This window comes from Nostocoides sp. (assembly GCF_037045025.1).
GTDB lineage: Bacteria > Actinomycetota > Actinomycetes > Actinomycetales > Dermatophilaceae > Nostocoides_A.
The window spans coordinates 200,536-223,815 of the sequence record NZ_JBAOHM010000005.1; the positions used below are offsets into that span (position 1 = coordinate 200,536).

Below are 23,280 nucleotides of genomic sequence, written 5' to 3' on the forward strand. Positions count from 1 at the left end.
ATGTTAGAATGTACTGACATTTGGTTGAACAGGAGCGAGAGATGACCACCCCCACCCGCATTACCCACGTAATCGGCGGCGAGTCCTGGGACGGCACCGCCGAGCGGACCAGCCCGGTCTACAACCCGGCGACCGGTCAACAGACCGGTGTCCTCGACCTCGCCTCGACCGACCTGGTCGGCGAGGCCGTCGCGACGGCCAAGCAGGCCTGGAGCCAGGAGTGGGGCAGCGCCTCGCTGGCCAAGCGCACCCAGGTGCTGTTCAAGTTCCGCGAGATCCTCAACAACCGCAAGGAGGAGGTCGCCGCCCTGATAACCGCCGAGCACGGGAAGGTGCTCTCCGACGCCCTCGGGGAGGTCACGCGTGGGCTGGAGGTCGTCGAGTTCGCCTGCGGCATACCACATCTGCTCAAGGGCGGCTTCACCGAGAATGCCTCGACCAAGGTCGACGTCTATTCGATCCGGCAGAGCCTCGGCGTCGTCGGCGTGATCAGCCCGTTCAACTTCCCGTCGATGGTCCCCCTGTGGTTCGTGCCGATCGCGGTGGCGTGCGGCAACGCGGTGATCATCAAGCCGTCCGAGAAGGACCCGTCGGCGGTCAACGCGGTCGCCGAGATGTGGAAGGAAGCCGGGCTCCCGGACGGCGTCGTCAACGTCGTGCACGGCGACAAGGAGGCGGTCGATGCGCTGTTGACCCATCCCGATGTCAAGGCGATCAGCTTCGTCGGTTCGACCCCGATCGCGAAGTACGTCTATGAGACCGGCACCGCGAACGGCAAGCGGGTCCAGGCCCTCGGTGGCGCCAAGAACCACATGCTCGTCCTCCCCGACGCCGACCTCGACCTCGCCGCCGACGCGGCCGTCAACGCCGGCTTCGGCTCCGCCGGGGAGCGCTGTATGGCGATCTCCGCCCTGCTCGCTGTCGAGCCGATTGCCGATGACCTGATCGAGAAGATCAAGGACCGGATGGGCAAACTCGTCACCGGCGACGGGACGCGCAATTCCGACATGGGACCGCTCGTCACCCGCCAGCACGCCGACAAGGTCATCTCGTATCTCGACAAGGGTGTCGAGGCGGGTGCGACGCTGGTCGTCGACGGCCGCGACGGCGATGTCGACGCCGACGGCGACGGCTTCTTCCTCAAGCCAACACTCTTCGACAATGTCACTCCGGGAATGCCCGTCTATGACGACGAGATCTTCGGCCCGGTCCTGTCGGTCGTGCGCGTCGGCTCCTATGACGACGGCCTGAAGATGATCAACGACAACCCCTACGGCAATGGCACCGCGATCTTCACCAATGACGGTGGCGCCGCTCGGCGCTTCCAGAACGAGGTCGAGGTCGGCATGGTCGGCATCAATGTGCCGATCCCGGTCCCGGTGTCCTACTTCAGCTTCGGTGGCTGGAAGGCCTCGCTCTTCGGTGACAGCCACGCCCACGGCATGGAGGGCGTGCACTTCTTCACCCGGGGCAAGGTCGTCACCTCGCGCTGGCTCGACCCCTCCCACGGTGGCCTCAACCTGGGCTTCCCGCAGAACACCTGATCAACCAATTGCACGTGAGCGGTCAGATGAGCCGGAGCGACGCCATGACGTCGCTCCGGCTCACGTGATGGGCCCTGCCGGTCCAAGTCTAGAGCGGGGGAGCTGCCGTCGTCTTGCGGTGGACGAGCCGGGGCGGGACGAGCAGCCGAGTTCCAGGCGCGCCGTCATCCTCGATCCGCGCCCGCAGCCGGTCCATGGCCAGGGCGCCGAGGGCCGTGGTGTCCTGGTGCACCGTGGTCAGCGCGTTGTGACGATAGCCAGCGGCCGCGATGTCGTCGAAGCCGGTGAGTGACAAGTCGCCGGGCAGGTGCAGACCGGCACCGCGAAGGCGGTGAAGGATCCCCAGGGCACAGCGGTCGTTGAAGGCGACGATCGCCGACGGCAAGCTCACCGAGGCCTCGCCGAGCAGTAGTTCGGCGGCGACCGCGCCGGCCTCCTCGTCCATGCCCCCCGCCAGGGTTTGCGGGGTGAGTCCCAGCCGCGCCATCGCCCGCCGGTAAGCCGTGCGCCGCGGCGAAGCTCCAGCGGCCTCGCCTCCGTCGACATAACGAATCTCCCGGTGGCCCAAGCCGGCCAGATGGTCGACGAGCAGATCTAGTCCGGCTTGGTCATCGGTGCGAATGGAATCGACTCCCGCGGCCCTGACTTGGCGGAGCAAGACGACCGTCGCCATTCTCCGAGACAAGTCGGCGATCTCCGTTGAGGCGATCCGCGGCCCGATGAGGACGATGCCCTCGCAGCGTTCGCCGAGGACCGACGCGATCGCCTGCCGCTCCGAGCGATGGGGGGTTGCCGGCGACAGGACGACCTCGTAGTCGTGCTCATCGGCTGACCGGTACAGGCCGTCGATCACGTGGGCGTGGAAGTCACCGCTGAAGTCGAAGACGACACCGATCATGCGGGTGCGCGAGCGGCCCAGGCGGCTGGCCCTGCGGTCGGTTTCATAGCCCAGCTCAGCAGCCGCCGTCAACACTCGCTGCCGAGTCTGCTCGGACGCTCCGGGCACACCCCTGAAGACGATCGACACCAACGCCCGCGAGACACTCGCCCGAGCCGCCACATCCTCCATCGTCGGTCGGGATCCAGCCATGGGTGCACAGTTTACTAGATCGCTCTAGCGAACGGTCTTGACGGCCGCGTCATCGCGCCGCATGATGGTCCCAGCCCTAGAGCGCTCTAGTAGATCGGCAGCTCATGAACGCACCCCCGCCACCCGTTCGCGTCGGGCTGATCGGCGCGGGCCGCATCGGCAGGCACCACGCAACAGCTCTCGCTCGCCATGTCCCGGGTGCCAACCTCGTGTGCGTCGCGGACACCCACCGACCCGCGGCGCACGCATTGGCCGAAGCGCTCGGCACCGCGGCCGCTTCTATCGATGCGCTGCTCGGCGACGAGGCCATCGAGGCGATCGTGATTACCGCCGCCAGCACGGCGCACAGCCGACTGATCCAGCGGGCCGCCGCGGCGGGCAAGGCCGTTTTCTGCGAGAAGCCGATGTCGATGACACTCCCTGACTTCGATGCCGCAATCGCCTCGTGCCAGCTGGCAGGAGTGCCTCTCCAAGTGGGTTTCAACCGGCGCTTCAGCGCAGATTTCGTTGCTGCGCACGAGATCATCAACTCCGGGGGGATTGGCAAGCCGCAACTGCTGCGCTCGCTGACGCGCGATCCCGGGCTCGCCAACCCCGGAGCAGTCCCTCCCGGAACGATCTTCACCCAGACCCTGATCCACGACTTCGACGCGCTCTTGTGGCTCAACCCGGGTGCCGCCGTTGTGGAGGTGCACGCCTTTGCCGATGCGCTTGTCGCCCCCGACTTCGCCGCCGGCGGCCTGCTGGACACCGCGATTGTGACGATGCGTTTTGACAACGGCGCGATGGCCACGGCCGAGGCGAACTTCGCTGCGGCATACGGATATGACGTCCGAGCAGAAGCCTTTGGATCCGCCGGGATGGTCACCGTCGGTGGTCCCGTCCAGCAGTCGGCGGCCCACTGGACCGCTGCGGGTGTGAGTCGGCGCACCAGCCGCAGCGACACCGAGCTGATGCACGATGCTTATGTAGCCGAGTTCGTCGCCTTCTGCGACGCGGTGCGGGGCGGAACGCCCGTGGGGGCTGGCGGAGCGGATGCCAAGGCCGCCTTTGCCGTTGCCCTGGCGGCCTGGCGTTCCGCCGAGAGTGGACGTCGGGTGTCGATCGCGGAGGTTATCGAGGGCGGGTCAGGACGACTGCCGTGACCTCAGGGGGCGGGAAGCAGGATGTCGCGCACCAGGTGGTCGAGTTCCTCGTCGGCGCCGAGGAACTGCCGCAGCGTCTTGCGGGTGGCGCCGAAGTCGATGAACTCGTCCTCGGTCATGCCGTCCGGCTCGTAGGCCCGGCGGAAGTCCTCGATGGTTTCCAAGGAGGCGATGATCGCCGGATCGACCGGGGTGTCCATCGTCGACTTGGGGTCATGCCCGCTCGCCTGGAACTTCTGCTGCCAGGCGAAGGGCGGGGAGAGCACCATGTCCCCGCCGATCAACTCGGTCCACTGCAGGTTGTTCCGGTATGCCGCGACGAGCACCCGCGCGCGCAGGCTGCGCTCCTGGAACTCGGCATACGCGCGCTTGACGGCGGCCACGCCGGCCCACTCGAGGTGGGCAGGGTCGATGTCGATGCCGTCTCGCTTGACGACTTCCTTGAGCCAGTCGTCGAGCCGGCCGACCATGATCGTGACGACCGGCCCCATCGTCGAGACGTCCTTGCCCTCGGCCTCACGGCGCTTGAGCCCGCGCTCGATGGCCTCGCCGCTCGCGATCGCCTGCGGCACCGAGAAGGACACGGTGACATTGATGTTCACGCCTCGATAGGTCGCTTCCTCGATGGCGGCGATCCCCTTCTTGATGGCCGGGATCTTGACGATGACGTTGGGCGCGAGCGTCGAGAAGTGCTCGGCCTGGTCGGCGAGCGCGTCGGCATTGCGCCACAGGCGCGGGTCGGTCTGCATCGACAGCCGGCCGTTGCGGCCGTTGTACTTCGCGAAGGCGGGCTCGAGCAGTTTGGCCGCGTCGATGGAGACCTCCTCGACGACTCGCCAGCCCAGCTCGGACTCGGTGGCCGTGGGCATCTCCTCGAGGAGCTCGTGGAGTCGGGCGGTCCAGCGGGGCAGGTCGGCCTTGATCGCGGCCAGGGCGATGACCGGGTTGCAGGTGGCGCCGACGGCACCCCAGCCGATGGCTTCGCTCAACTCCTTGGGGTCGGCGCTGTCGTTCCACAAGACCGTGGGTGTGGTCTGGGTCATGGTCAGCAACGGCGAATCCGTCGCCACTGCCTGCTGGCTGGTCTGGGCGGTGGTCATCGTCATACTCCCTAGGTTGTTACTTTGTTAGGACATATAGACTAGCGCACAAAAACCCGGAGCGGAATGCCTGGATCCAGATGATGGAGGCACCATGACGACACCCGCGGCGAGCCCAAGCGCCGGCTTCATCCTTGCGGCATCGGCCGAGATGCTCTTTCCCGATCTGCCCGTCCGGGACCGGATCATCGCCATCCGCGACCGCGGCTTCCACGTGGAGATTTGGGACTGGCGAGGTCACGACATCGACGAGCTGGAGCGACTGCACGCCGACGGGGTTACGTTCACCTCGATGACCGGCTACACCATCGGCAATCTCGGCGACCCGCAGGGCGCGGACGAGTTGCTGCGGACCGCTGCCGAGTCCATTGCCATCGCTCGACGGATCGGCGCCTGGGCACTCAACCTGCATGGCACGGGGCTCGACAACCGGGGTCTGCCCGTCGTGGCGCTCCCGGCTGGCACCGAGGCGACGCCGCAGATGTGGGAGTGCGCGCGGCATACGCTCGGGCGGATTGCCGAGTTGGGCGAACGCGAGCAGGTCACCTTCGTCCTGGAAAACCTCAACCTCGCCGTCGACCACCCGGGCACGCCGTTCGCGCGGGCGGCCGACACCCTGGACCTCGTGAGCGGGGTTGACTCACCCCACCTGAAGCTGAACCTCGACCTCTATCACGCGCAGATCGGCGAGGGGAACCTCATCGAGCTCTGCCGCGCCGCGCTGCCATGGATCGGCGAGATCCAGGTGGCGGACGTGCCCGGCCGGTGCGAACCTGGGACCGGTGAGATCAATTACGCCGGCGTGGCAAGAGCGTTGGCGGACATGGGATATCGCGGGGTTGTCGGAATGGAGGCGTTTGCATCCACCGACTCCGGCCGCGCGCTGGCCCGCTTCCGGGAGGCCTTCACGCTTTAGCGGCTCAGATCGGGACACCCCCGACGGTGACCGCGCTCAGCAAGAAGATGACGAACGTGCCGATGCCCCACTTGGCGGCCGTCCGCTGCCAGGCGCCCATGTCGACACCGGTCAGGTGCAGCAGCAGATAGATGAAGCCGACCAGCGGCGAGAGCAGGTGGAAAGCCTGGCCGGTCGTCGAGGCGACGGCCATCTGCATGGGCGTGAACCCATAGGTGGCACCGGTCTCGTTGAGGATCGGCAACACCCCGAGATAGAAAGCGTCATTGGACAGCAGGAAGGTCCCGGGGATGGATGCGAACGCCGTGACCAGGCCCCACCGGTCGCCGAGCGATGCGGGCACGACATCGGCGATGGACTGGCCCATGGCCTCGGACATGCCGGAGCCGTTGAGGATCCCCATGAAGATCCCGGCGGCAAGCACCATGACGATGACATGCATCGCGTTGGCGGCATGGATTTCGATGACATCACGAGACTCATTGAGCTTGCGGTAGTTGAGCAGCAGGGCGATCGCGAAGCCGATCTCAAAGATGATGAACGACGGCACCTTGGGGATGAAGCCGATGCCTCCGAAAATGAGCAGCACCATCATGATCATCGTCAGGATGAAGTTGGGCCAAATCATATTGGGGCGCTTGAGCTTTTCTGCCTCATGCTCCAGCGCGGCGGCCGTTTCGGAGCTGTCGTTGGACGCCTCGATCATGGAACTGCCGGGGGAGAGCGCCGCGATCTCCTGGGCAGAGAGCTGATGTATGCCGAGCCGCTTGCGCTCGGCACGCCCCCGCAGGATGGCGACGATCACGACCCAGACGATCGCGACCAGCATCCCCGGGAGTAATCGGCGCAGCAGCTCGCCCTCATCGACCTTCAGGGCCGCGATGATGCGCGCGGTCGGGCCACCCCAGGGCAGCAGGTTCATGATCGAGTTGGCCATGATGATGATCACCGCGAGGTCCATCATCCGCATGTTCAGCCGCCGGTAGACCGGGATCATCGAGGAGCAGACGATCATCGTCGTGGTCGAACCGTCGCCATCGACGGACACCACGGCCGCGAGCAACGCGGTGCCGACCAGCACACGCAGCGGGTCACCCTTGACCGCCCGCAGGATGACGTGCACCAGCGGGTCGAACAACCCGGCCGTCAGCATCAGCCCGAAGTAGAGGATCGCGAAGAGCAGCAGGAAGACGGTGGGAGCGACACCCTTGACCCCGTCGGAGCTGTACTCGCCGAGCTTGCCACCGAAGCCGGCGAAGATGGCGATGATCACCGGGCTAAGGACCAGCGCCGTGAACGGGGTCGTCCGCTTGGTCATGATCAGCGTCATGAAGATGACGACGATGAGCAGCCCCCAGATGGTCAGCATCTCGGCGCCTCAGAGATCGAAGTTGGTCGGCAGCATGACCACATCACGCACCGTCACATGTCGTGGCCGGGTGAGCATGAATACGATGGTGTCGGCGACATCGCTGGGCTCCATGAGCGAGCCCGAGTCGCGCGCCTCCTGCAGCTTCTCCGGCGGCCAGTCGGCGAGTAGGGCGCTGACGACCGGTCCGGGTGAGACCGATCCGACGCGGATCCCGTGCTTGAAGACCTGCCGACGCGTGGTCTGCACGAAACAGTTGATCGCCCACTTGCTCGAGGCATAGACCGGCTCCCACGGTGTCGGGAAATGCGCAGCAAGTGAACTCGTGACCACGATGTCGCCGGTGCCGCGCTCGATCATGTGCGGGAGCACGTCGCGGACGTTCTTCATGACGACGTTGACATTGAGGTTAAGCATCCGGTCGATCGCCTCGCCGGTGGCATCGACCAGGTCGCCACCGACATAGATACCGGCGTTGGCGTGGAAGATGTCGAGGTGGCCGAGGACGTCGAGGATCCGTGGCAGCAAGGTGGCGCAGTCAGTGGGGTCGAGCAGGTTGATGGCGACCGGCACGACCGCATCGCCGTGCTCCTCCGCGAGGGCCGTCATTGCGGCCTCGTCCCGATCAATGACGACGGCGCGAGCACCGGCGGCCACCATTGCGTCCAGGCTCGCTTTTCCGATCCCGCTTGCCCCGCCGGTGACTGCCGCCGTCTTGCCCGCCAATGCGCCCGTCATGCCCTTGCCTCTCCTCACTCGCCGTTGAGGTGCGGGAGCACCCCGCCCCAGCATTCTCCCGACGGTGGTCGTGCGCAACCGGGCGATCGCGGAGAGGCTGATCTAGCCCGGCGAGATCGACTGCCGCGCGGGGAGGCCGGCGGCGGCATACGCGGCATCGACGAGCGTCATGTTGCGGACCGCGAAGTCGGCGTCGGTCGTGACCGGCGCCCCGTCTCGGACCGCGGCCGTGAAGGCTTCGAGCTGGAAGGTATAGCTCGAGCGGTTGCCGAGCTTCTCAACGACATCGCCGTCGCGCTCGGCGACCAGGTCGGCCGCGTCCTGCGGAGAGCGGCGCGCCCGCGCCGTCGATGCCGTATGCCGCAGGATCAGTCGGTCGTCCTGATGCGGTAGCGGGAAGCTCGGGACGACGATCTCGCCTTCGCTCCCGGTCACCACCAGGGTGAACGACCAGTCATCGGCATCCATGTCGGAACCGCCCGATCCGGTTGCGCCCGAAGGGAAGGCGCCAGCGACGAAGAGGTGGGAGTCGACTCCGGGGTGGCCGGCACGCTCGGCTGCGACCGCCTCGCTGACGGTGAACGCCCCACCGCAGAACCGCTCGCCGAGCAAAGCCAGGCACGACAACGAATAGCAGCCGAGGTCCATCGTCGAGCCGCCGGCCAGATCCAGCCGCCATCGCGGGTCGTCGGCGCCGGGATCGGGCATGAGCAGCGGGACGTCGATGTGTCGCACCTCGCCGATTGCGCCCTGAGCGATCAGCTCACACGCCCGCTGGAAGAGCGGGTGATACGGGTAATGGAACGCTTCCATGAGGACCGTTCCGGCTTCACGGACGGCGGCGGCGACGTCGCGGGCTTCGGCGGCATTGGCCGCCGAGGGCTTCTCGGTGAGCACGTGCTTGCCGGCAGCCGCAATCTTGGCGTTCCACGGCGCGTGCAGGCCGTTGGCGAGCGGGTTGTAGACCACCTCGACCTCGGGGTCGGCGAGCAGGGCGGCATACGACTCCACGACCCGCTCGACGCCGTTCTCGGCGGCGAAGTCCGCTGCGCGAGAACGGTCCCGGGCCGCGACCGCCACCAGCCGCGTGCCAGTGGCCTGGGCTGGGCTGACGATCGATAGTGGCGCGATCCGGGCGGCGCCGAGGATCCCGATGCGCAGTGGCTCGCCGGCGCTCGAAGCCGTCACAACGCCTGCTCCGCGGCCAGCATGTTGCGGGCGGCGAACTCCAGGCCCTCGAGCTGACCGAGTTCGGCGTCCTCGTGCTCGATATTGCACGGCAGGTCGGGGTCGATCTCCTGCAACGTGCGCAGGAACTCGGTCCAGAATGCGACATCGTGGCCCTTGCCGATGGCGACGAAGTCCCAGGAGGAGTTGCTCGGCCAGCCGGAGAGGGTGGTGCCGCCGCCGAGCGGGAGGTAACCCTTCTCGCCCTCGGCGACGCGGGTGAAGCGGTCATCGAGGACGCCGTTGACCTTGGCGGCCTCGTTGATCCGGGTGTCCTTGGCAGCCGAGCAATACACGAGCGAGCCGAGATCCTTCAGCGCGAGAACGGGATCGATGCCCTGCCAGAAGAGATGGCTCGGGTCCATCTCGGCGCCGACGTGGGTGGCGTTGATCTCCTCAGCGAGCCGGTGCATCGTCGCAGGGTTGTAGACAATGTTGCCGGGATGCATCTCGATGGCGACCCTGACGTTTGCGTCGGCAGCCCGGGCCTGGATGTCCTTCCAGAAGGGCACGGCGACCTCCCACTGGTAGTCGCGTACGTCGAGCAGCGGGCTCCACCACGGCAGGACGTTCCACGCCATGTGCTTGCCACCGGCCTCGGCGCCCGGGGCGCCGGACATCGTCACCAGACGCTTGACCCCGAGCAGGGACGCCAACTCGATGGAGTCGATGAGGTCCTGGGCGTGCGGGAAGCCCTCGGTCGGGAAGAGCGGGTTGCCATTGCAGTTCAACGCCGTCAGCGTTAGGCCGCGGGACTCGAACTCGCCGAGGTACTGCTGGCGGGCGTCCTCGCTGGACTTGAGCTCCGCGACCGGCAGGTGGATCGGCGGGAGGAAGCCGCCGGAGTTGATCTCGACGCTGTTCAGCCCGAGACCCTTGATGACGTCGAGGGCCTCGGCGAGCGACTTGTCGCCGAGGCAGGCATTGTAGACACCGATGTACATAGTTGGTCACTCCTGGTTCGGATATTTGTTGGCCGGTTCCCCGCGAAGTAACAGCAGCGGAGCTAGGACACGTCGTGGGGTTTAGTGGTGGGCCGGCAACTCGACCGTGGCGCCACCGGCGGCGGCCGAGGAGATGACGGCGTTGATGATCTCCAGGTCGCGCAACCCGTCGGCGAAGCTCGCGACCGGCGGCAGCCCACCGTCGATGCCGGCGACCTGCTCGAGGAAGGCGCGGGCCTGGAAGCCGAAGAGGTCGCCGACGCCATACGAAACCCCGGGGAAGTCCATCGGGACGCCGCCCTTGAGGTAGGGGTGCGCCGGGCCGACGAGGACCTGGTTGTAGCCGTTGTAGGCCGCGAGCGCGTCGTCGGCTTCGTTGAGCACCACCGAGAATTCGGCCGGCCGGTCCATGTCCCACTTCGCGGCGCCGTTTTGGGCAAAGACGTCGAAGGCCATCGAGTTGGCGTGCCCGGGGGCGATGCGCGAGATCGAGAAGGTCCCGACGGCACCATTGGCGAAGGTCGCGGTGAAGGTGGCGACGTCGTCGTTCTCGACGGAGCGCTTCTCCTCGGTCAGCTCCGCGCGGGAGTGGCCGTAGGTCGTGCCCTTGGCGACGAAGCGTTCCTTCACGAGCGTGGTGAAGGCCGCGCCGGAGACGGAAAGCAGAGGCCCGCAGACGAACTCGGCGAGGTCGATGAGGTGGGAGCCAATGTCGCCCAGGGCTCCGGTGCCGGGGCCGCCCTGGTAGCGCCAGGCCATTGGGGTCAGCGGGCTGTTGGCGTAGTCGCACCAGTAGCGGCCGTTGAAGTGCGAGACCGCGCCGAGGCGCTCGGCGACGAGGTTCTTGATGGCCGCGACGGCCGGCTGACGCCGATAGACAAAGGCGGTGCCGGTGACCAGATCGGGATGTGCCGCGGCAGCGTCCGCCATGGCGCGAGCATTGTCGATCGTGTCGGCAAGCGGCTTCTCGGACAGGACGTGCTTGCCGGCGTCGAGGAGGGCCTCGGCGATTTCGCGGTGCAGAGCGTTGGCGACGACGATGCTGACCACGTGCACGTCGTCGTCGGTCAACAGTTCCCGCCAGTCGGTCCCGCTGCGCTCGAAGCCATAACGCGTGGCGGCGTCGGCAGCGACGGCCGCGTCGGCGTCGATGACAGCGGCATACCGGATCGGCGGGAGCGGCGGGTCGAAGAGCGTTGGCGCGCTGCGATATCCAGCGCAGTGGGCTCGGCCGGCCATTCCGGCCCCGATGACGGCGACGCCGATCGGGTTGCTCATGGGGGAGTTCCTCTCTCCGGCGGTTGTCCACCAGGGCGTGATATAAAGCGCTTTAAGAACGGCACCAGAATGCCGCGCCCGGCCCGTCCTGTCAAGGCCTGCGGGCCGGGCAGGCACCCGCAGCAGGCACCGCCACGGGTGACGTTGGTGCGGGCCCGGATTGCGGAGTAGCTAGGATGTGAAGCGCTTGAACCGATCCACCGCGGGAGGCCGCGTGCGCGTGCGCATCGAGGACGTTGCCGAGCGCGCCGGCGTGTCGACCGCCTCGGTCTCGCTGGTCTTGCGCGACCGGCCGGGGCCGAGCGCGGCGACGCGGGAGCGCGTGCGCGCGGTCGCCGAGGAGCTGGGCTATCGTCCCGATCGCGCCGCGAGTGTGCTTGCCCGACACCGCAGTCGCCTGATCGGCGTGCTGCTCGACGTCACCCATCCCTTCCACGGTGAGCTCGTGCTCGCCCTGGACGAGGCTGCCGGAGCGCGCGGTCTCGACCTGGTGTTGAGCACGACGACCGCACGCCGCGACGAGGCGGCCGCCGTGGAGACCCTGCTCGACTTCCGCTGCGAGGGGCTAGCCCTCCTCGGCCCGGGCATGCCGCGAGCCGCGCTCGACCAGCTCGGCGTCCGCTGCCCGACCGTCGTGATTGGCCGCACCGGGTCGCGCGAGGTGCCGGGCGTGCGGGCCGCGGATGGCCAGGGCCTGGAGGTCGCGGTCGACCACCTGACCGGCCTGGGGCACGAGCGGATCGCCTTCGTCGACGGCCCCCGCGGCAGCATCGCTACCGCCCGGCGGCGCGGCTATCGGGAGGCCATGGCGCGGCACGGCCTGTCTGGCCTGGTCGACGTCATCGCTGGCGGGAGCACCGAGCAGGGGGGTGTCGCGGCCGCCGGCGTCGTTGTCGCTCGGGCCCCCGCTGGCCGCCCCACGGGGATCGTGTGCTTTAACGACCGTTGCGCTATCGGGTTGCGCGACAGCCTTATTCGCGCGGGAATCGATGTCCCGGAAGGCGTTTCCGTTGTGGGCTACGACGACAGTGCGCTCGCGCGCCTCGGCACGGTCGGGCTCACCTCGGTCAGTCAGGACCCGGTCGGCTTGGCATCCGCGACGATGGCGATCCTCGGCGCCCGGCTCGATGGCCATCCCCCTGCGAGGCCGCTGGCGAGCGACACCGACGTCGTCGTCGTTCCCCGGCTCGTCGTTCGCCGCTCGAGCGCGCCCCCGCGCGAAATCTCGTCAGTCGACGGCGTCGATCAGTAGGCTTGCCGAACTCGCATCCGACCAGGGAAGGACCGTCGCTCATGACCGTCGTCGTTGCCCACCAGGCCTCCGAGATCAGCGCGAAGGTGCTGGCCGAAGCCGTGCGCGAGGCCGCCTTCAGGGAGGTCGAGCTGGTGATCCTCAATGTCACCGGTGACCTCGACATGGACAAGAACCAGGCGCTGGAAGTCGGCATTGGTGACGTCGTGGACGAGGTCAAGGGTGACCACGAGATCTCGTGGCGCGTCCATGTCGCACCGCTGGCCCACGATGTCGCGCACACCGTCTTGTCCACGGCCGCCGACCTGGGCGCGGAGCTGTTGATCATCGGCGCGCGCCAGCGCTCGCCCGTCGGCAAGGCGCTGATGGGCAGCATCGCCCAGGACCTCATCCTTGAATCGCCCATCCCGGTGCTCGTCGTCAAACGCTGAGCTGCTGCGATTTCGGCGATGCCGATGGCCCGTCTGGACAAGCCGCCCCCGGTCGTTGTTGTGGTGACCGGCGTCGCCGGCAGCGGCAAGACCACGCTCGGCCGGGCATTGGCGGCGACCTTGCAGCTGCCGATCCTCGACCTGGACAGTCTGACGAACCCATTGCTCGACGAGATCACTCCCACCGCCGGCCCGCACTGGCTAGCCGGGCCGCTTGCGGAGCGCGTGCGCGCGGGGCGGTATGCCGCCTTGCGTGCCACCGCCGCCGACATTGTCGCGGTCGGGGTCGGAGTCGTTCTCGTCGCCCCGTTCACGGCCGAACTCGCCGGGGGCCGAGAGTGGACCGCCTTGCGAGAGAGCCTCACTCCGGCCAGCCCGGTCGTCCTCTATCTCGCCGGGCCGGCCGAGGAGTTCCGGGCCCGGCGGGTTCGCCGCGGAGATCCACGCGATCATGCGCGCGACGAGGTGACTCCGCCGCAGCCGCACGTACCGCATGTGGCCATTGACGCAACGGCTGCGACGAGCGATCAAGTGGAGGTGGCGCTCGCGGCGCTGGCCGCCGACCTTGTTGATGAGATAGACGGTCAGGAGGACGCCTGCGGGCGCGAGCGCGGACAGGCCTAAGCTAAGCCGCCGACCAGGCCACTGCTCAGGCCGTAGCTGTCGAGGATCTTCTCGGCAAAGGTTGCGATGGCGAAGCAGGGGTGACCGCGCTCAGCCAGAACATCGAGGTGAAGAGCGTCGAACGCCAGTGGCGGCCCGAGAAGAGCGTCGCGAACGTGCCCTCCGTGTGCGTCTCCTGACCGATGTCGTCGATGTCCTCAGGGTGCTCGAGGATGCGGCTGGCGACGGCCTGCGCCTCCTCAATGCGCCCCTTACCCATCAGCGACCTGGGTGACTCGGGCAGGCCGACCCGGCACACGAACAACGCGACGGCCAAGAAGGTGGACGAGCCGAGGATCAAGCGCCAGTCGAGCGCGCTGTGCTCGGTCAGGAGATAGCCGACTATGAAGGCGATCATGAATCCGGCATCGAAGGCAACGAGGTTCCGGGCGAGAATCCGGCCCCGCGAGCGCCTCGAGACGAACTCGGACAGCATCGGCCAGCCCACGGAATACGCCATGCCGACCGCGATTCCCATGACGAGACGGGCCAGGAAGAGCTGCATGGGCGTGTCGACCACGAACTGCACTGCCGAGCCCAGGACGAAGAGCGCCATGTCCACCATGAAGAGCGGCTTGCGACCGTACTTGTCACTGGCCCAGCCGCCAACCGGCGCACCGACAAAGATGCCAATCAGCGACGAGGCAACGATCGCCCCTCCCAGAACGTCGACATGGCGAGGTCCTCGGTGACGCGGGTGATGACCGTCCCGACAATCCCGAGAATGCTGGTAATGGGCGAGGTTGTCCTCTTGTTTGAAGACGACGGCCAGTCCGTCGGTGTGGTGTTCGAAGGCGACGTTGCGCTCAAGCAACGCCTCGACGTGTCCTTGGGCCTGTCGGGCGAGTTGCTGGAGCGCGGCGGTCGTGCGGGCGCTGCGCTTCTTGGAGCTGGCCACGAGGAATTGCGTGACCCAGGAGGCGAATGCCGGCTCGACCTGTGGGCGCATCCGCGCAAACCCGTCGGCGCTGGTGAAGCTCCGGACGGCGTCCGGAGCCTGAGCCAGAGCGCACGTCTCGGTGATCACCCGGTCCAGCGGCAGCGCGAGCTCGGCCGCCTTCGCATCCGCCTCCATCATTGCTGGCATCCCGAACACGTGGGAGGCGACGAGGGCAACCTGACGATAGATCAGGTCCTCGTTCACCTGGACGTCCAGACCGGATCCGAGCCCGACCAGGACCACGGTGCCGAGGATCTTCACCCTGCGGACCGCCAAGACCCGACCGTCCGCGCTACCGGAGCAGTCGATGGTCACGTCATACCCATCGAAGTCCGCACGGTCCAAGACCTCGCCCACGTGCATGGTCCGGGCGAACGCACGCCGCGCGGCGTCGATGTCCACCCCTTCGGCGGTGGCGCCTAATGCCTGCAGCCACATCATCGTCACGATGCCAACCGGGCCGAGGCCTACGACGAGAACGCGGTGGCCCGCGCGCACTCCGCCGCGGCAGATGGACTGATACGCCGTTGCGCCGCCGCAGGCAGTGAATGCGGCTGCAAGCATGGTCATCGCGTCGGGAACTTTGGCGCGGACCGCCGCGTCGACCAACAACTTGTCCTGGAAACCGCCATCCCGCGAGAACGACTAGACGGTCTTGTCGGTGCAGTGGTTCGGCAAGCCCTGTCGGCACCACGAGCAGTAGTCGCAACCCGAATAATGCAGCACGGCAACGCGATCCCCGACTGCGAGGCCCCGAACACCAGGGCCGACCACCGCCGCCAGGCCCGCGATCTTAGTTGCCGCCCAGACTCACGTCGAGGCCGAGCGACTCGAGCGACTCGCGAAGTACCGCGAGGGTGCCCTCGGGCACCGACCCCGCTGAGCCGAAGGCATAGGGCCGGCCGATCATGTCCCACTTCGGCTGGCCGAATTGGTGGAACGGCAACAAGTGCACCTCGCCAATGCCGTGCGCCACGGCCAGCTGCCCGATCGCCGCGACGGTCTGGAGGTCGTCATTGAAGCCGGGGATAACCGGTATCCGGATGATCACCCGCGCATCGGCCTGCCGCAGCCGGGCCAGGTTGCCCAGGATCACCGCGTTGCCGCGGCTCGTGCGCGCCCGATGGATCGCCGGATCGACGTGCTTGATATCAAAGAGGAACAGATCGGTATGTGGCACAAGGGATTCCAGCTCCGACCACCGCCCGAAACCGGAAGTCTCGATCGCGGTATGGATGCCTTCGTCTTGGGCGGCGCTCAACAGGCGGGTTGCGAACGCGGCATACACAAGCACCTCGCCACCGCTTAGGGTGAGACCGCCGCCGCTGCTGGCATAGAACGGCTCGTCCTTGCGGACGTCAGCCATGATGTCTTCGACGCTCAGATATCGCCCGGCCATCGCCAGCGCGCCCGGGTAACACACCTCGGCGCACGCCCCGCATTCAGTGCATCGGTCTCGATCTAACGCGATACCCTTGTCCCGCAACGAGATCACTTGCTCTGGGCACGCCTCGGCGCACAGCCCGCAGGCGATGCACAGGGACTCGATGAACAGCAATTGCGGTTTCGGCCGCAGCGTCTCGGGGTTCTCGCACCATTCGCAGGCCAGCCGGCAGCCCTTGAAGAAGACGAGCGTGCGAATGCCCGGCCCGTCGTGCAGGGAATAGCGCTGAATGTCCGTCACAACGGCGAGTCGGCCGTCGAGGACACCCGCTTTGTTCGTGCGTTCGACCTGGAGCATCACACTCGCCTCCTTCCGAGGTGGCAATCGGTCGGAGTCACCCGATGGAGAACTTGGTCTTGCTGATGAGGGTGTCCTGCATCTCCTTCGGCAGCGCGATGAAGTAGGCCGACAGCCCACCCATACGCACGCGCAGGGTGCGGTACTTCTCGGGGTGCTTCTGGGCATCGAGGAGCATCTCGGTGCTCACGCCGGTGATGGTGAGGATGTTGCCGCCGACGTCGAGGAATCCCTTGATCAGCCCAACCAGGCGTTGCAGCCTGGGCTCTCCGGAGGTTTCGCCCGCGTTGACCTGGATGTCCAAGGGAGCGCCCGTCGCGAACCGCCACAAGTCGGGAGCGACGACGGACTTCACCGCCGCGGTCGGACCGCTCTTGTCCATGCCGAAGGCGGGCGAGTAGTTGCTGCCGATCGGCGCCTGCGCCGCGCGACCGCTTGCCGAGGCGCCCACCTTGTGCCCGAACTTGCTGTAGTTCTCGAAGGTGCCGATGCCCAGCGGCATGACGATCTCGGGGTGCTTGACGTTAAGTTCCTGCACCTTGGCCTCGAAGTCGGCCACGAGTCGCCGAGCGATGTCATCGGCATACCCGTCGTCGTTTCCGAACTTCGGCGCCCGGTTACGCAGCATGTGCTGCAGCGGCTCGCGACCGGCGAAGTCGGTCCGCTGCGCCTCGGCGAGTTCGGCCATTGAGACTTTGCGTTCGTCGTAGACGAGTTTCTTGACGGCTGCGAGGGCATCGACGCAGTCGGAGACGCCGGTCAGCAGTGGAGAGTAGATGGTGTACTGGGCGCCGCCGTCGGTCAGGTCCTTGCCGCTCTCGATGCAGCCGTCGATCAGCGTCGAGATAATCGGGTCCGGAGCGATGCGATAGGAGGCGCCGTAGTATTTCATCCGGTTCTCGACGACCTCTTCGACCTTGGTGTCGAGCTGGGCTTTGAAGGCGGCATAGAACTGTTCCCAGGTCTCCAGATGTGCCGGATCGCCCAGATCCAGGCCCTCCTTGACGCCACGCACCAGGCTCTGCCCGCGCTGGAAGACGTATTCGAGCAGTTGCAGGACCTCGATGTGCGAGAACGAGTAGTGCGACTTGCCAGGGATGAGCGTCTCCCAGCAGCCGTCGTTGGAGAAGTCCCGGGCGTCCTCGACAGGGATGCCGAGTCGCACGTAGGCGTCGATGATCGGGGTCTCGTTGTAGAGCACCGGCTCGCCCGTGCCGACCCGAAGGATGTCCGCGCACGCTCGATAGAGTTCCTCGGGGGAGTCGTGGTTCAGCCGGACCGAGACCACGGGGGTGACGACCTTGAGGAAGTCCCAGGCCCGCAGGAAGAGGTAGGTCAGCTCGTTCGTCCCGTCGACACCATCGGGGCGGACTCCCGCCAGGATGACGTTGAGGTCCCAGTGGTTCGCCGAGACGCCGTAGTTGTAGGTCTCGCCGTTCTCCAGGTCGATGTACATCGAATGATCGCTGGGGTCTGATCCGAAGGAGTAGATGCTCGGGTCGTTATGGTCCTCCCAGAGCTCGGGGTCGAGCTGGACCCGCTCATTGAACTTCGCCAGGAAGCTGACGACCAGTTCCTCGGCCTCGCTTGCCTCGAGAGCGCCGCGCTCGATGTCGGCGGTGTAGTAGGGCATGAGGTACTGATCGATGCGGCCGAGGGGGATGTTCTCGATGGTGCTCTGCAAGGCGATGTAGATGAACCAAACGCATTGGAGGGCCTCGGCGAATGAGGTGGCCGGGTGTTCGGGGACGCGAGCGCAACGCTCGGCCATGGCGGCCAGTTCGGCGCGCCTCGCGGGATCGGTTTCGGCGCGCGCAGCCGCTTCGCACATCGTCGCGTAGCGGGCAGCGAGATCGCGGATGGCGTCCAGGCCGATGATCATGGCCCGGAAGAGATTGGTGCGTTCGGTGTCCGGACGGGCGGCGTCGAGCTCCGCGTCGAGCCTGTCCTGCACCTGGACGCGCAGACCAGAGAGCCCGATGGCGAGAACCTTTTCGTAGTTCGGGGGCTGATGCCCCCAGACCGACAAGGGCGAGAGGTTGACGCGCGCTGCGTCGGCAATTTCCTCGGGCAGGGCGTACTGCGGAAAGGTGTGCCCGAAGCCGATCATCGACATTCGGCAGATGCCGGCGATGAGTTCGTCAGGCTTGAGTTCGGCGGGCATGTTGTTCAGGACGAAACGGCAGGCGAGCGCCTTGCGCACGACGAGAGGTTCGGCGCAGGTCGCCGGGTCGTCCAAGATGGTCAGATCCTCCCCCCACCACTGCTTCTTCGCGTGGAACTCGACGTCGTGCAAACGGTCCTTGATCAACTGCGAACGGTTCATGGTTGCTTCTTCCTTGCGTGTCAAGCTGCTGCCGTGGTGTGGGGCGCGAGGAGGAGCGCTCCGTGGAGGACGACGCCTTCGCCGAGTTCGCAGGCGACGATGTCGTAGCGGCCGAGGTTGCTGATGAAAGCCCGCTCAGCCGTATGCCGCCGGATCGGTTCGAGCAGCGGCTCACCGATGAGCGCCACGCCGCCGCCGATGGCGATGCGTTCTGGCTGGAACATGACCAGCAGACTTGCCAGGGCGGTGCCGAATCCTCGTGCGACGGCGTCGAGTTCGGCGAGAGCAAAGGCGTCGCCGCCGGCCGCGGCCGCGCCGAGCGCCGAACAGGTAATCCGCTCGATGGCGCCACCGGCGAGGTCCAGGACGGCCGAGTCGGCGGGGACGTAGCCGGGGGCGCGCAGCCGCTGCTCGATCCCCCAGCCGGAGCACAGCGCCTCAAGTTTGATGTCGGCGCCTGGTCGTGACGAGGTCCAGTCCGGGATCCGGGTCTGGCCGAACTCCGCGGCGCCGACCCCCTGGCCGTCGTAGAGCCGGCCGTCGACGATGAGGCTGCCACCGATCCCGCTGCCGATATTGGTGTAGAAGAACTCGCTCGTGCCGCGCCCGCTGCCGAGACGGTATTCGCCGTAGCCAGCAGCGCTGGAGTCGTTGTAGACCTGCGTCGGCAGGTCGAAGTGGTCCTCGAACCAGTGGCCGAGCTCGAAGCCCTCCCAGTCCGGGATTTGCACCGACTCGATGATCCGGCCGCCGACGGTCTCCAGCGGCCCGCCGAAGCCGACGCCGATGCCGCATACGTCGCCGCCGTGCTCGCCGGCGCGAGCGTTCAGTGCGGCGGCGTTGGCCGCCAGCCACTCGAGGATCCCTGCGGGGCCGCGGCCGCGGTCCACGCGGCCCTGCGCCAGCTCGACGATCCGGCCGTCCGGCGTCCCCAGCGCCACCTGGAGTTTGGTGCCGCCGATCTCGACACCGAGGAGGTATGCCGTACTCATGGTGCTATTCGCCGAACCTCGCGCGCGCGTCCTCGACGAGCTGCTTGACGTTCTTGAGGCCGAAGCGGGTCGCGCCGAGTTCGTATGCGGAGAGGACCGGCTCCAGGGTGCTCACCGCACCGGCGGCCTTGACCTGGACAGACGACGCGGAGTTGGCCCGCATGAGGGCTAGGTCGTGGTGGGTGGCACCGAGGTAGTTGTAGCTGCCGTCCTCTTGCTTGTTGTAGCAGTAGCCGGTCGAGGTTTTGACGAAGGCCACCTTGTGCTTGCTGCAGATCGTGCAGAGGGTGACCTTCTGCACGTCGTCGGTCAGCATGTCGTTCTCGAAGATGACCTTGAGGATGGCGCCATAGCTGACAACGAGTGCGTTGACGCGGCGGATCTCGTCCTCGATATAAGCCCAGTCGCCGTCGATGACCTTGCCGATGTTGACGACGATGTCGACCTCGGTGGCGCCATCTTCGAGAACCTGCTTGGTCTCGGCGAGCTTGAGCTCGGTGGTGCTGTTGCCGTGCGGGAAGGCGACGACTGCAGAAACGAGGACACCGCTGTCAGCGAGCAGTTGCGCCGCGCGGCGGACGTGGTACGGCTTGACGCAGACGGCGCCAACGGCATATTCGCGTGCGATCTGGCACTCCGACTCCAGCTCTGCGTCAGTGAAGGCCGGGTGCAGCATCGAGTGGTCGACCATTTTGGCGATCTTGGCCGAGGTGAGGCCGTCGAGCGTGGCGACCTTGGCGTCGGGACCTGAGGTGTTCATTGGGGTTCTCTCTTCGATCGTGCTAGTTCTGAGTGCTGGATTGAGGTTGCGCTGCCGCATCGCGCGGGGTTTGCTGCGCGATGTGGTCGGCGACGCGTAGTGCGTTGGCGGCGATTGTTAAAGCCGGGTTCATGACCGGCAGGGAGGGAAAGAAGGCCGAGTCGACGACATACAGCCCGCCGACGTCGTGGGCGGCACATTGAGGGTCGAGGACCGACGTGGCCGGGTCGGTGCCGGCGCACACGGTGCCGGCCTGATGGGAGTTGACCTCGATGCCGGCGCGCTGGGAGACCAGGATCGGGTATCCCGCCCGGCGCAAGGCCTTGCGGATCTTGCGGACCAACTTCTTGTGTGCCGCAACGTTGTTGGGCGTGTAGGCGACCTGGATGTCACCAGCGTCGGTGAGCGTGACTCGGTTCTCGGGGTCGGGCAGGTCCTCGGTGAACAGCCACCAGTCGGTGCTGCGCTCGGCAACCAGACGCAGCAGCCACTCCGGGATGCGCGGCCGCTGCGCCTTGAGCATCGAGCCCTGCAGCTTGCCGATCATCTGCACGTGGCCGAGCGCATCACGCTGACCGCCCGAGCCAGGCAGATAGTGGTCATTGACATAGAGGGTCTTCTGAAAGACCGTGCGGTTCTTGCGGCGCGGGTCGATCGCCATGGCCACGGTGTTGTTGTGCACCATGTAGCGCCGACCGACCAGCCCTGAGGAGTTCGCGAGGCCCTGCGGGTGCTGCTCGCTGCGCGAACGCAGCAGCAGGGCAGCGGAATTGACGGCTCCGCACGAGACGGCAACGGTGGGAGCGAGGAACTCGCGGACTTCCCCGTCGGTCTCGACCTCGACGCCGCGCACGATGGCGCCGCTCGGGTCGGTCAGGACGCGGCGGACATAGGTATTGGTCAGGAGGGTGACATTGGGCGAGCGCAGTGCCGGACGGACGGCATTGCGTTCGGCGTCGGCCTTGGCCAGCAGCCGGCACGGGAAACCATCACATGTTGCACAGCGGATGCAGGTGCCGTCGGGTCGCAGATCCACGCCGAGGGGGATCGTGGACGGAGTCAGTCCGTTCTTCGTGAGCCGATCAGCCAGGGCGGCGATGGCCGGCTCGTGGGGAACGGCCGGGAAGGGAAAGTCCTTCTCCCGCACTAACGTCGGGTCGTTGTCGGCGCCGTGCACGTCATACAGCTGCTCGGCGCGAGCGTAGTAGGGCGCCAGGTCGTCGTAGCCGAACGGCCAGGCCGGCGAGAGCCCGTCGGCGTGCTGGACGGCGTCGAAGTCTTCGCGACGGAAGCGGGGCAGCGAACCGCCGTAGAACTTCGTGTTGCCGCCGACGTAGTAGTAGGTGCCGGGGACGAAGGCGGTGCCGTCCGCGGCATACCACTTCTCGGCGTTCTGGTAGCGCCCGCGACCGAAAACCTCGACCGGATCCCAATTCTGCCGCTCTTGCGGAAGGAAGTCACCACGTTCGAGCAGCAGGACCGTCAAGCCGGTTCCGGCGAGACCGAAGGCGAGCGTGCCTCCACCCATTCCCGATCCGACAATGATGACGTCGGCTACCGGACGTGGGGTGGTCGGCTCGATGGCGTTCGTGGCGGATTACATCTCCTCAAGGGGGATCGTGCGTGCTTCGCCAATGGACCGCTCCGCGGCCAAGGCGACAGCGAGCGCCAGCAAGCCCTCGTCCGACGTCACCGTCGGGGTGCCCTCGTCGCTGATGAAGTCGCGGAACCGACGCAGGTTGATGCTGTAGAGGTCCTCGCCCGCTCCGGTCGGGATGTCCTCGACACTTCCGTCCGGTTTGTGCCACGTGACGGTGCCCTCGATCGTCGGGGTCATGGCGTCGTGCACGACGATGGCACCGTCCTCGCCGTGGACCTCCATGCTCGTGCCGGGGAAGGGCACGCCGAAGGCTTCGTGCGTCTGCGCGAGCTTCGGAAGTCCGTCACCGGCGGCGTATTCGATGGTGGTCATGACCGAGTCCATGGTCCGATGCACGTTCCACGGCGCTTGCGAGACACCCAGCGCGCTCACCCGAAGCGGCATCGTCCCAAAGAGCGGGTTGAGGACCGAGGCGTCGTGCACCGTGATGTCGAGGATCACGCCACCTCCGGGAACGGGAGCGAGGCGCCACTCGCGCACCTTCTGCGGGAGCGCGACGGCGTGGTTGATCCGGGCGGAGTAGAGCCGGCCGATACGACCCTCGTCCACGAGGCGCCGCACGGTCGAATGTACGGGGCCGCCGGGCAGGTGGTGATTGACGGCGAGTTTGACTCCGTTGCGGTATGCCGCGTCCACCACTGCGCGCGCGTCGGCCATGGTCAGGGCCATCGGCTTCTCCAGGAGGATGTGCTTGCCGGCGGCCGCGGCAGCCAAGGCCTGGGGGGCGTGCTGCTCGTTGCGCGAGGAGATGTAGACCGCGTCGATGTCGCTACCCAGGACGGCGTCAAGATCATCGGAGACCATGGGGATCTGATGCTCGGCCCACAGCGGGAAGCGCTGCTCGTCTGTGTCGAAGAGAGCTGAGACCTCGAAGCCGTTCGGCGCGAACATCGGCATCATCCGATCCGCGGCCACGAAACTGGCGCCGACTAGGCCGATGTTCAGGTTGGGCATCTCCGGCGTCCTCTCTGACCTACTGCTTTGTTTGACAGCACCGAGGTTATCCGATTAACCATATTAGCGCAAGTGGTGCCGCGGTTGTTGGGTCCTCTCACGTGGCGCGAGCGTGAGGAATGAGTTATCGCTGCCCGGTGAGATAACGTATCGACCGTGGCCGGAGGGCAACGGTCGAGACGGATGTGGTCGGAGGTGTAGCCCGTGGTG

At 66.8% G+C, this 23,280-nt stretch carries 21 protein-coding genes; 6 read left to right on the forward strand and 15 right to left on the reverse strand.

The genetic code is table 11. The annotated features are described in order from the left end of the window. The first annotated feature begins 41 nt into the window (after positions 1-41). Complete coding sequence (locus V9G19_RS03340) at positions 42-1,544, forward strand: CoA-acylating methylmalonate-semialdehyde dehydrogenase (protein ID WP_462284075.1); 1,503 nt, start codon at positions 42-44, stop codon at positions 1,542-1,544. Positions 1,545-1,632: 88 nt separating this feature from the next. Here the strand turns inward: V9G19_RS03340 and V9G19_RS03345 are convergent, their stop codons facing one another. Continuing rightward, positions 1,633-2,634 carry a LacI family DNA-binding transcriptional regulator gene (locus V9G19_RS03345; protein ID WP_462284076.1) on the reverse strand — a complete coding sequence of 334 codons (1,002 nt, stop codon included), beginning with the start codon at positions 2,632-2,634 and terminating at the stop codon, positions 1,633-1,635. 104 nt (positions 2,635-2,738) lie between these two features. Here V9G19_RS03345 and V9G19_RS03350 point away from each other — a divergent pair, with 104 nt between their 5' ends. Beyond that, a complete protein-coding gene (locus tag V9G19_RS03350; RefSeq protein WP_462284077.1) occupies positions 2,739-3,779 on the forward strand; it encodes a Gfo/Idh/MocA family oxidoreductase in 1,041 nt (346 codons plus the stop codon). A gap of 2 nt (positions 3,780-3,781) precedes the next feature. Here the strand turns inward: V9G19_RS03350 and V9G19_RS03355 are convergent, their stop codons facing one another. Continuing rightward, positions 3,782-4,879 carry a transaldolase family protein gene (locus V9G19_RS03355; protein WP_462284078.1) on the reverse strand — a complete coding sequence of 366 codons (1,098 nt, stop codon included), beginning with the start codon at positions 4,877-4,879 and terminating at the stop codon, positions 3,782-3,784. Positions 4,880-4,973: 94 nt separating this feature from the next. Between V9G19_RS03355 and V9G19_RS03360 the strand changes: the two genes are divergently transcribed. Next, a complete protein-coding gene (locus V9G19_RS03360; protein WP_462284079.1) occupies positions 4,974-5,795 on the forward strand; it encodes a TIM barrel protein in 822 nt (273 codons plus the stop codon). A 4-nt stretch (positions 5,796-5,799) separates the two neighbouring features. On the opposite strand, the gene V9G19_RS03365 is transcribed toward V9G19_RS03360, so the two are convergent. From V9G19_RS03365 to V9G19_RS03385, 5 genes are all read right to left on the reverse strand, one after another. After that, positions 5,800-7,164, reverse strand: a complete 1,365-nt coding sequence (locus V9G19_RS03365) for a CitMHS family transporter (RefSeq protein WP_462284080.1) — start codon at positions 7,162-7,164, stop codon at positions 5,800-5,802. A gap of 9 nt (positions 7,165-7,173) precedes the next feature. Further along, positions 7,174-7,902, reverse strand: a complete 729-nt coding sequence (locus tag V9G19_RS03370) for an SDR family oxidoreductase (RefSeq protein ID WP_462284081.1) — start codon at positions 7,900-7,902, stop codon at positions 7,174-7,176. A gap of 102 nt (positions 7,903-8,004) precedes the next feature. Then, the gene (locus tag V9G19_RS03375; RefSeq protein ID WP_462284082.1) at positions 8,005-9,090 is read right to left on the reverse strand and encodes a Gfo/Idh/MocA family protein; all 1,086 of its coding nucleotides are present in this window, start codon (positions 9,088-9,090) and stop codon (positions 8,005-8,007) included. Next, positions 9,087-10,073 (reverse strand): sugar phosphate isomerase/epimerase family protein, encoded by a 987-nt coding sequence (locus V9G19_RS03380; protein WP_462284083.1) that lies wholly within the window; start codon positions 10,071-10,073, stop codon positions 9,087-9,089. The genes V9G19_RS03375 and V9G19_RS03380 overlap by 4 nt, the downstream gene beginning before the upstream one ends. Positions 10,074-10,154: 81 nt before the next feature. Then, on the reverse strand, positions 10,155-11,351 hold the full coding sequence (locus V9G19_RS03385; protein WP_462284084.1) for a Gfo/Idh/MocA family protein: 1,197 nt from the start codon (positions 11,349-11,351) through the stop codon (positions 10,155-10,157). A 187-nt stretch (positions 11,352-11,538) separates the two neighbouring features. Here V9G19_RS03385 and V9G19_RS03390 point away from each other — a divergent pair, with 187 nt between their 5' ends. From V9G19_RS03390 to V9G19_RS03400, 3 genes are read left to right on the forward strand one after another with little or no spacing between them, the layout of a single operon-like run. Continuing rightward, positions 11,539-12,603, forward strand: coding sequence for a LacI family DNA-binding transcriptional regulator (locus tag V9G19_RS03390; protein WP_462284085.1), 1,065 nt, complete (start codon positions 11,539-11,541; stop codon positions 12,601-12,603). 41 nt (positions 12,604-12,644) lie between these two features. Next, positions 12,645-13,034, forward strand: a complete 390-nt coding sequence (locus tag V9G19_RS03395) for a universal stress protein (RefSeq protein ID WP_462284086.1) — start codon at positions 12,645-12,647, stop codon at positions 13,032-13,034. An 18-nt stretch (positions 13,035-13,052) separates the two neighbouring features. Continuing rightward, complete coding sequence (locus V9G19_RS03400; protein ID WP_462284087.1) at positions 13,053-13,658, forward strand: AAA family ATPase; 606 nt, start codon at positions 13,053-13,055, stop codon at positions 13,656-13,658. Between the two features lie 25 nt (positions 13,659-13,683). On the opposite strand, the gene V9G19_RS03405 is transcribed toward V9G19_RS03400, so the two are convergent. From V9G19_RS03405 to V9G19_RS03440, 8 genes are all read right to left on the reverse strand, one after another. Beyond that, positions 13,684-15,207, reverse strand: a complete 1,524-nt coding sequence (locus V9G19_RS03405; protein ID WP_462284088.1) for an MFS transporter — start codon at positions 15,205-15,207, stop codon at positions 13,684-13,686. Between the two features lie 75 nt (positions 15,208-15,282). Continuing rightward, positions 15,283-15,429 (reverse strand): alcohol dehydrogenase catalytic domain-containing protein, encoded by a 147-nt coding sequence (locus V9G19_RS03410; protein WP_462284285.1) that lies wholly within the window; start codon positions 15,427-15,429, stop codon positions 15,283-15,285. 1 nt (position 15,430) lies between these two features. After that, positions 15,431-16,378, reverse strand: coding sequence for a glycyl-radical enzyme activating protein (locus V9G19_RS03415; RefSeq protein ID WP_462284286.1), 948 nt, complete (start codon positions 16,376-16,378; stop codon positions 15,431-15,433). A gap of 37 nt (positions 16,379-16,415) precedes the next feature. Then, positions 16,416-18,704 (reverse strand): pyruvate formate lyase family protein, encoded by a 2,289-nt coding sequence (locus V9G19_RS03420; RefSeq protein ID WP_462284089.1) that lies wholly within the window; start codon positions 18,702-18,704, stop codon positions 16,416-16,418. A gap of 20 nt (positions 18,705-18,724) precedes the next feature. Then, a complete protein-coding gene (locus V9G19_RS03425; protein WP_462284090.1) occupies positions 18,725-19,696 on the reverse strand; it encodes an ROK family protein in 972 nt (323 codons plus the stop codon). Between the two features lie 4 nt (positions 19,697-19,700). Continuing rightward, on the reverse strand, positions 19,701-20,456 hold the full coding sequence (deoC, locus tag V9G19_RS03430) for a deoxyribose-phosphate aldolase (RefSeq protein ID WP_462284091.1): 756 nt from the start codon (positions 20,454-20,456) through the stop codon (positions 19,701-19,703). A gap of 22 nt (positions 20,457-20,478) precedes the next feature. Continuing rightward, entirely contained in the window at positions 20,479-21,984 is a 1,506-nt protein-coding gene (locus V9G19_RS03435; protein WP_462284092.1) for a GMC oxidoreductase, read from the reverse strand. A 69-nt stretch (positions 21,985-22,053) separates the two neighbouring features. After that, positions 22,054-23,070 carry a Gfo/Idh/MocA family protein gene (locus V9G19_RS03440; RefSeq protein ID WP_462284093.1) on the reverse strand — a complete coding sequence of 339 codons (1,017 nt, stop codon included), beginning with the start codon at positions 23,068-23,070 and terminating at the stop codon, positions 22,054-22,056. Positions 23,071-23,280 lie beyond the last annotated feature (210 nt).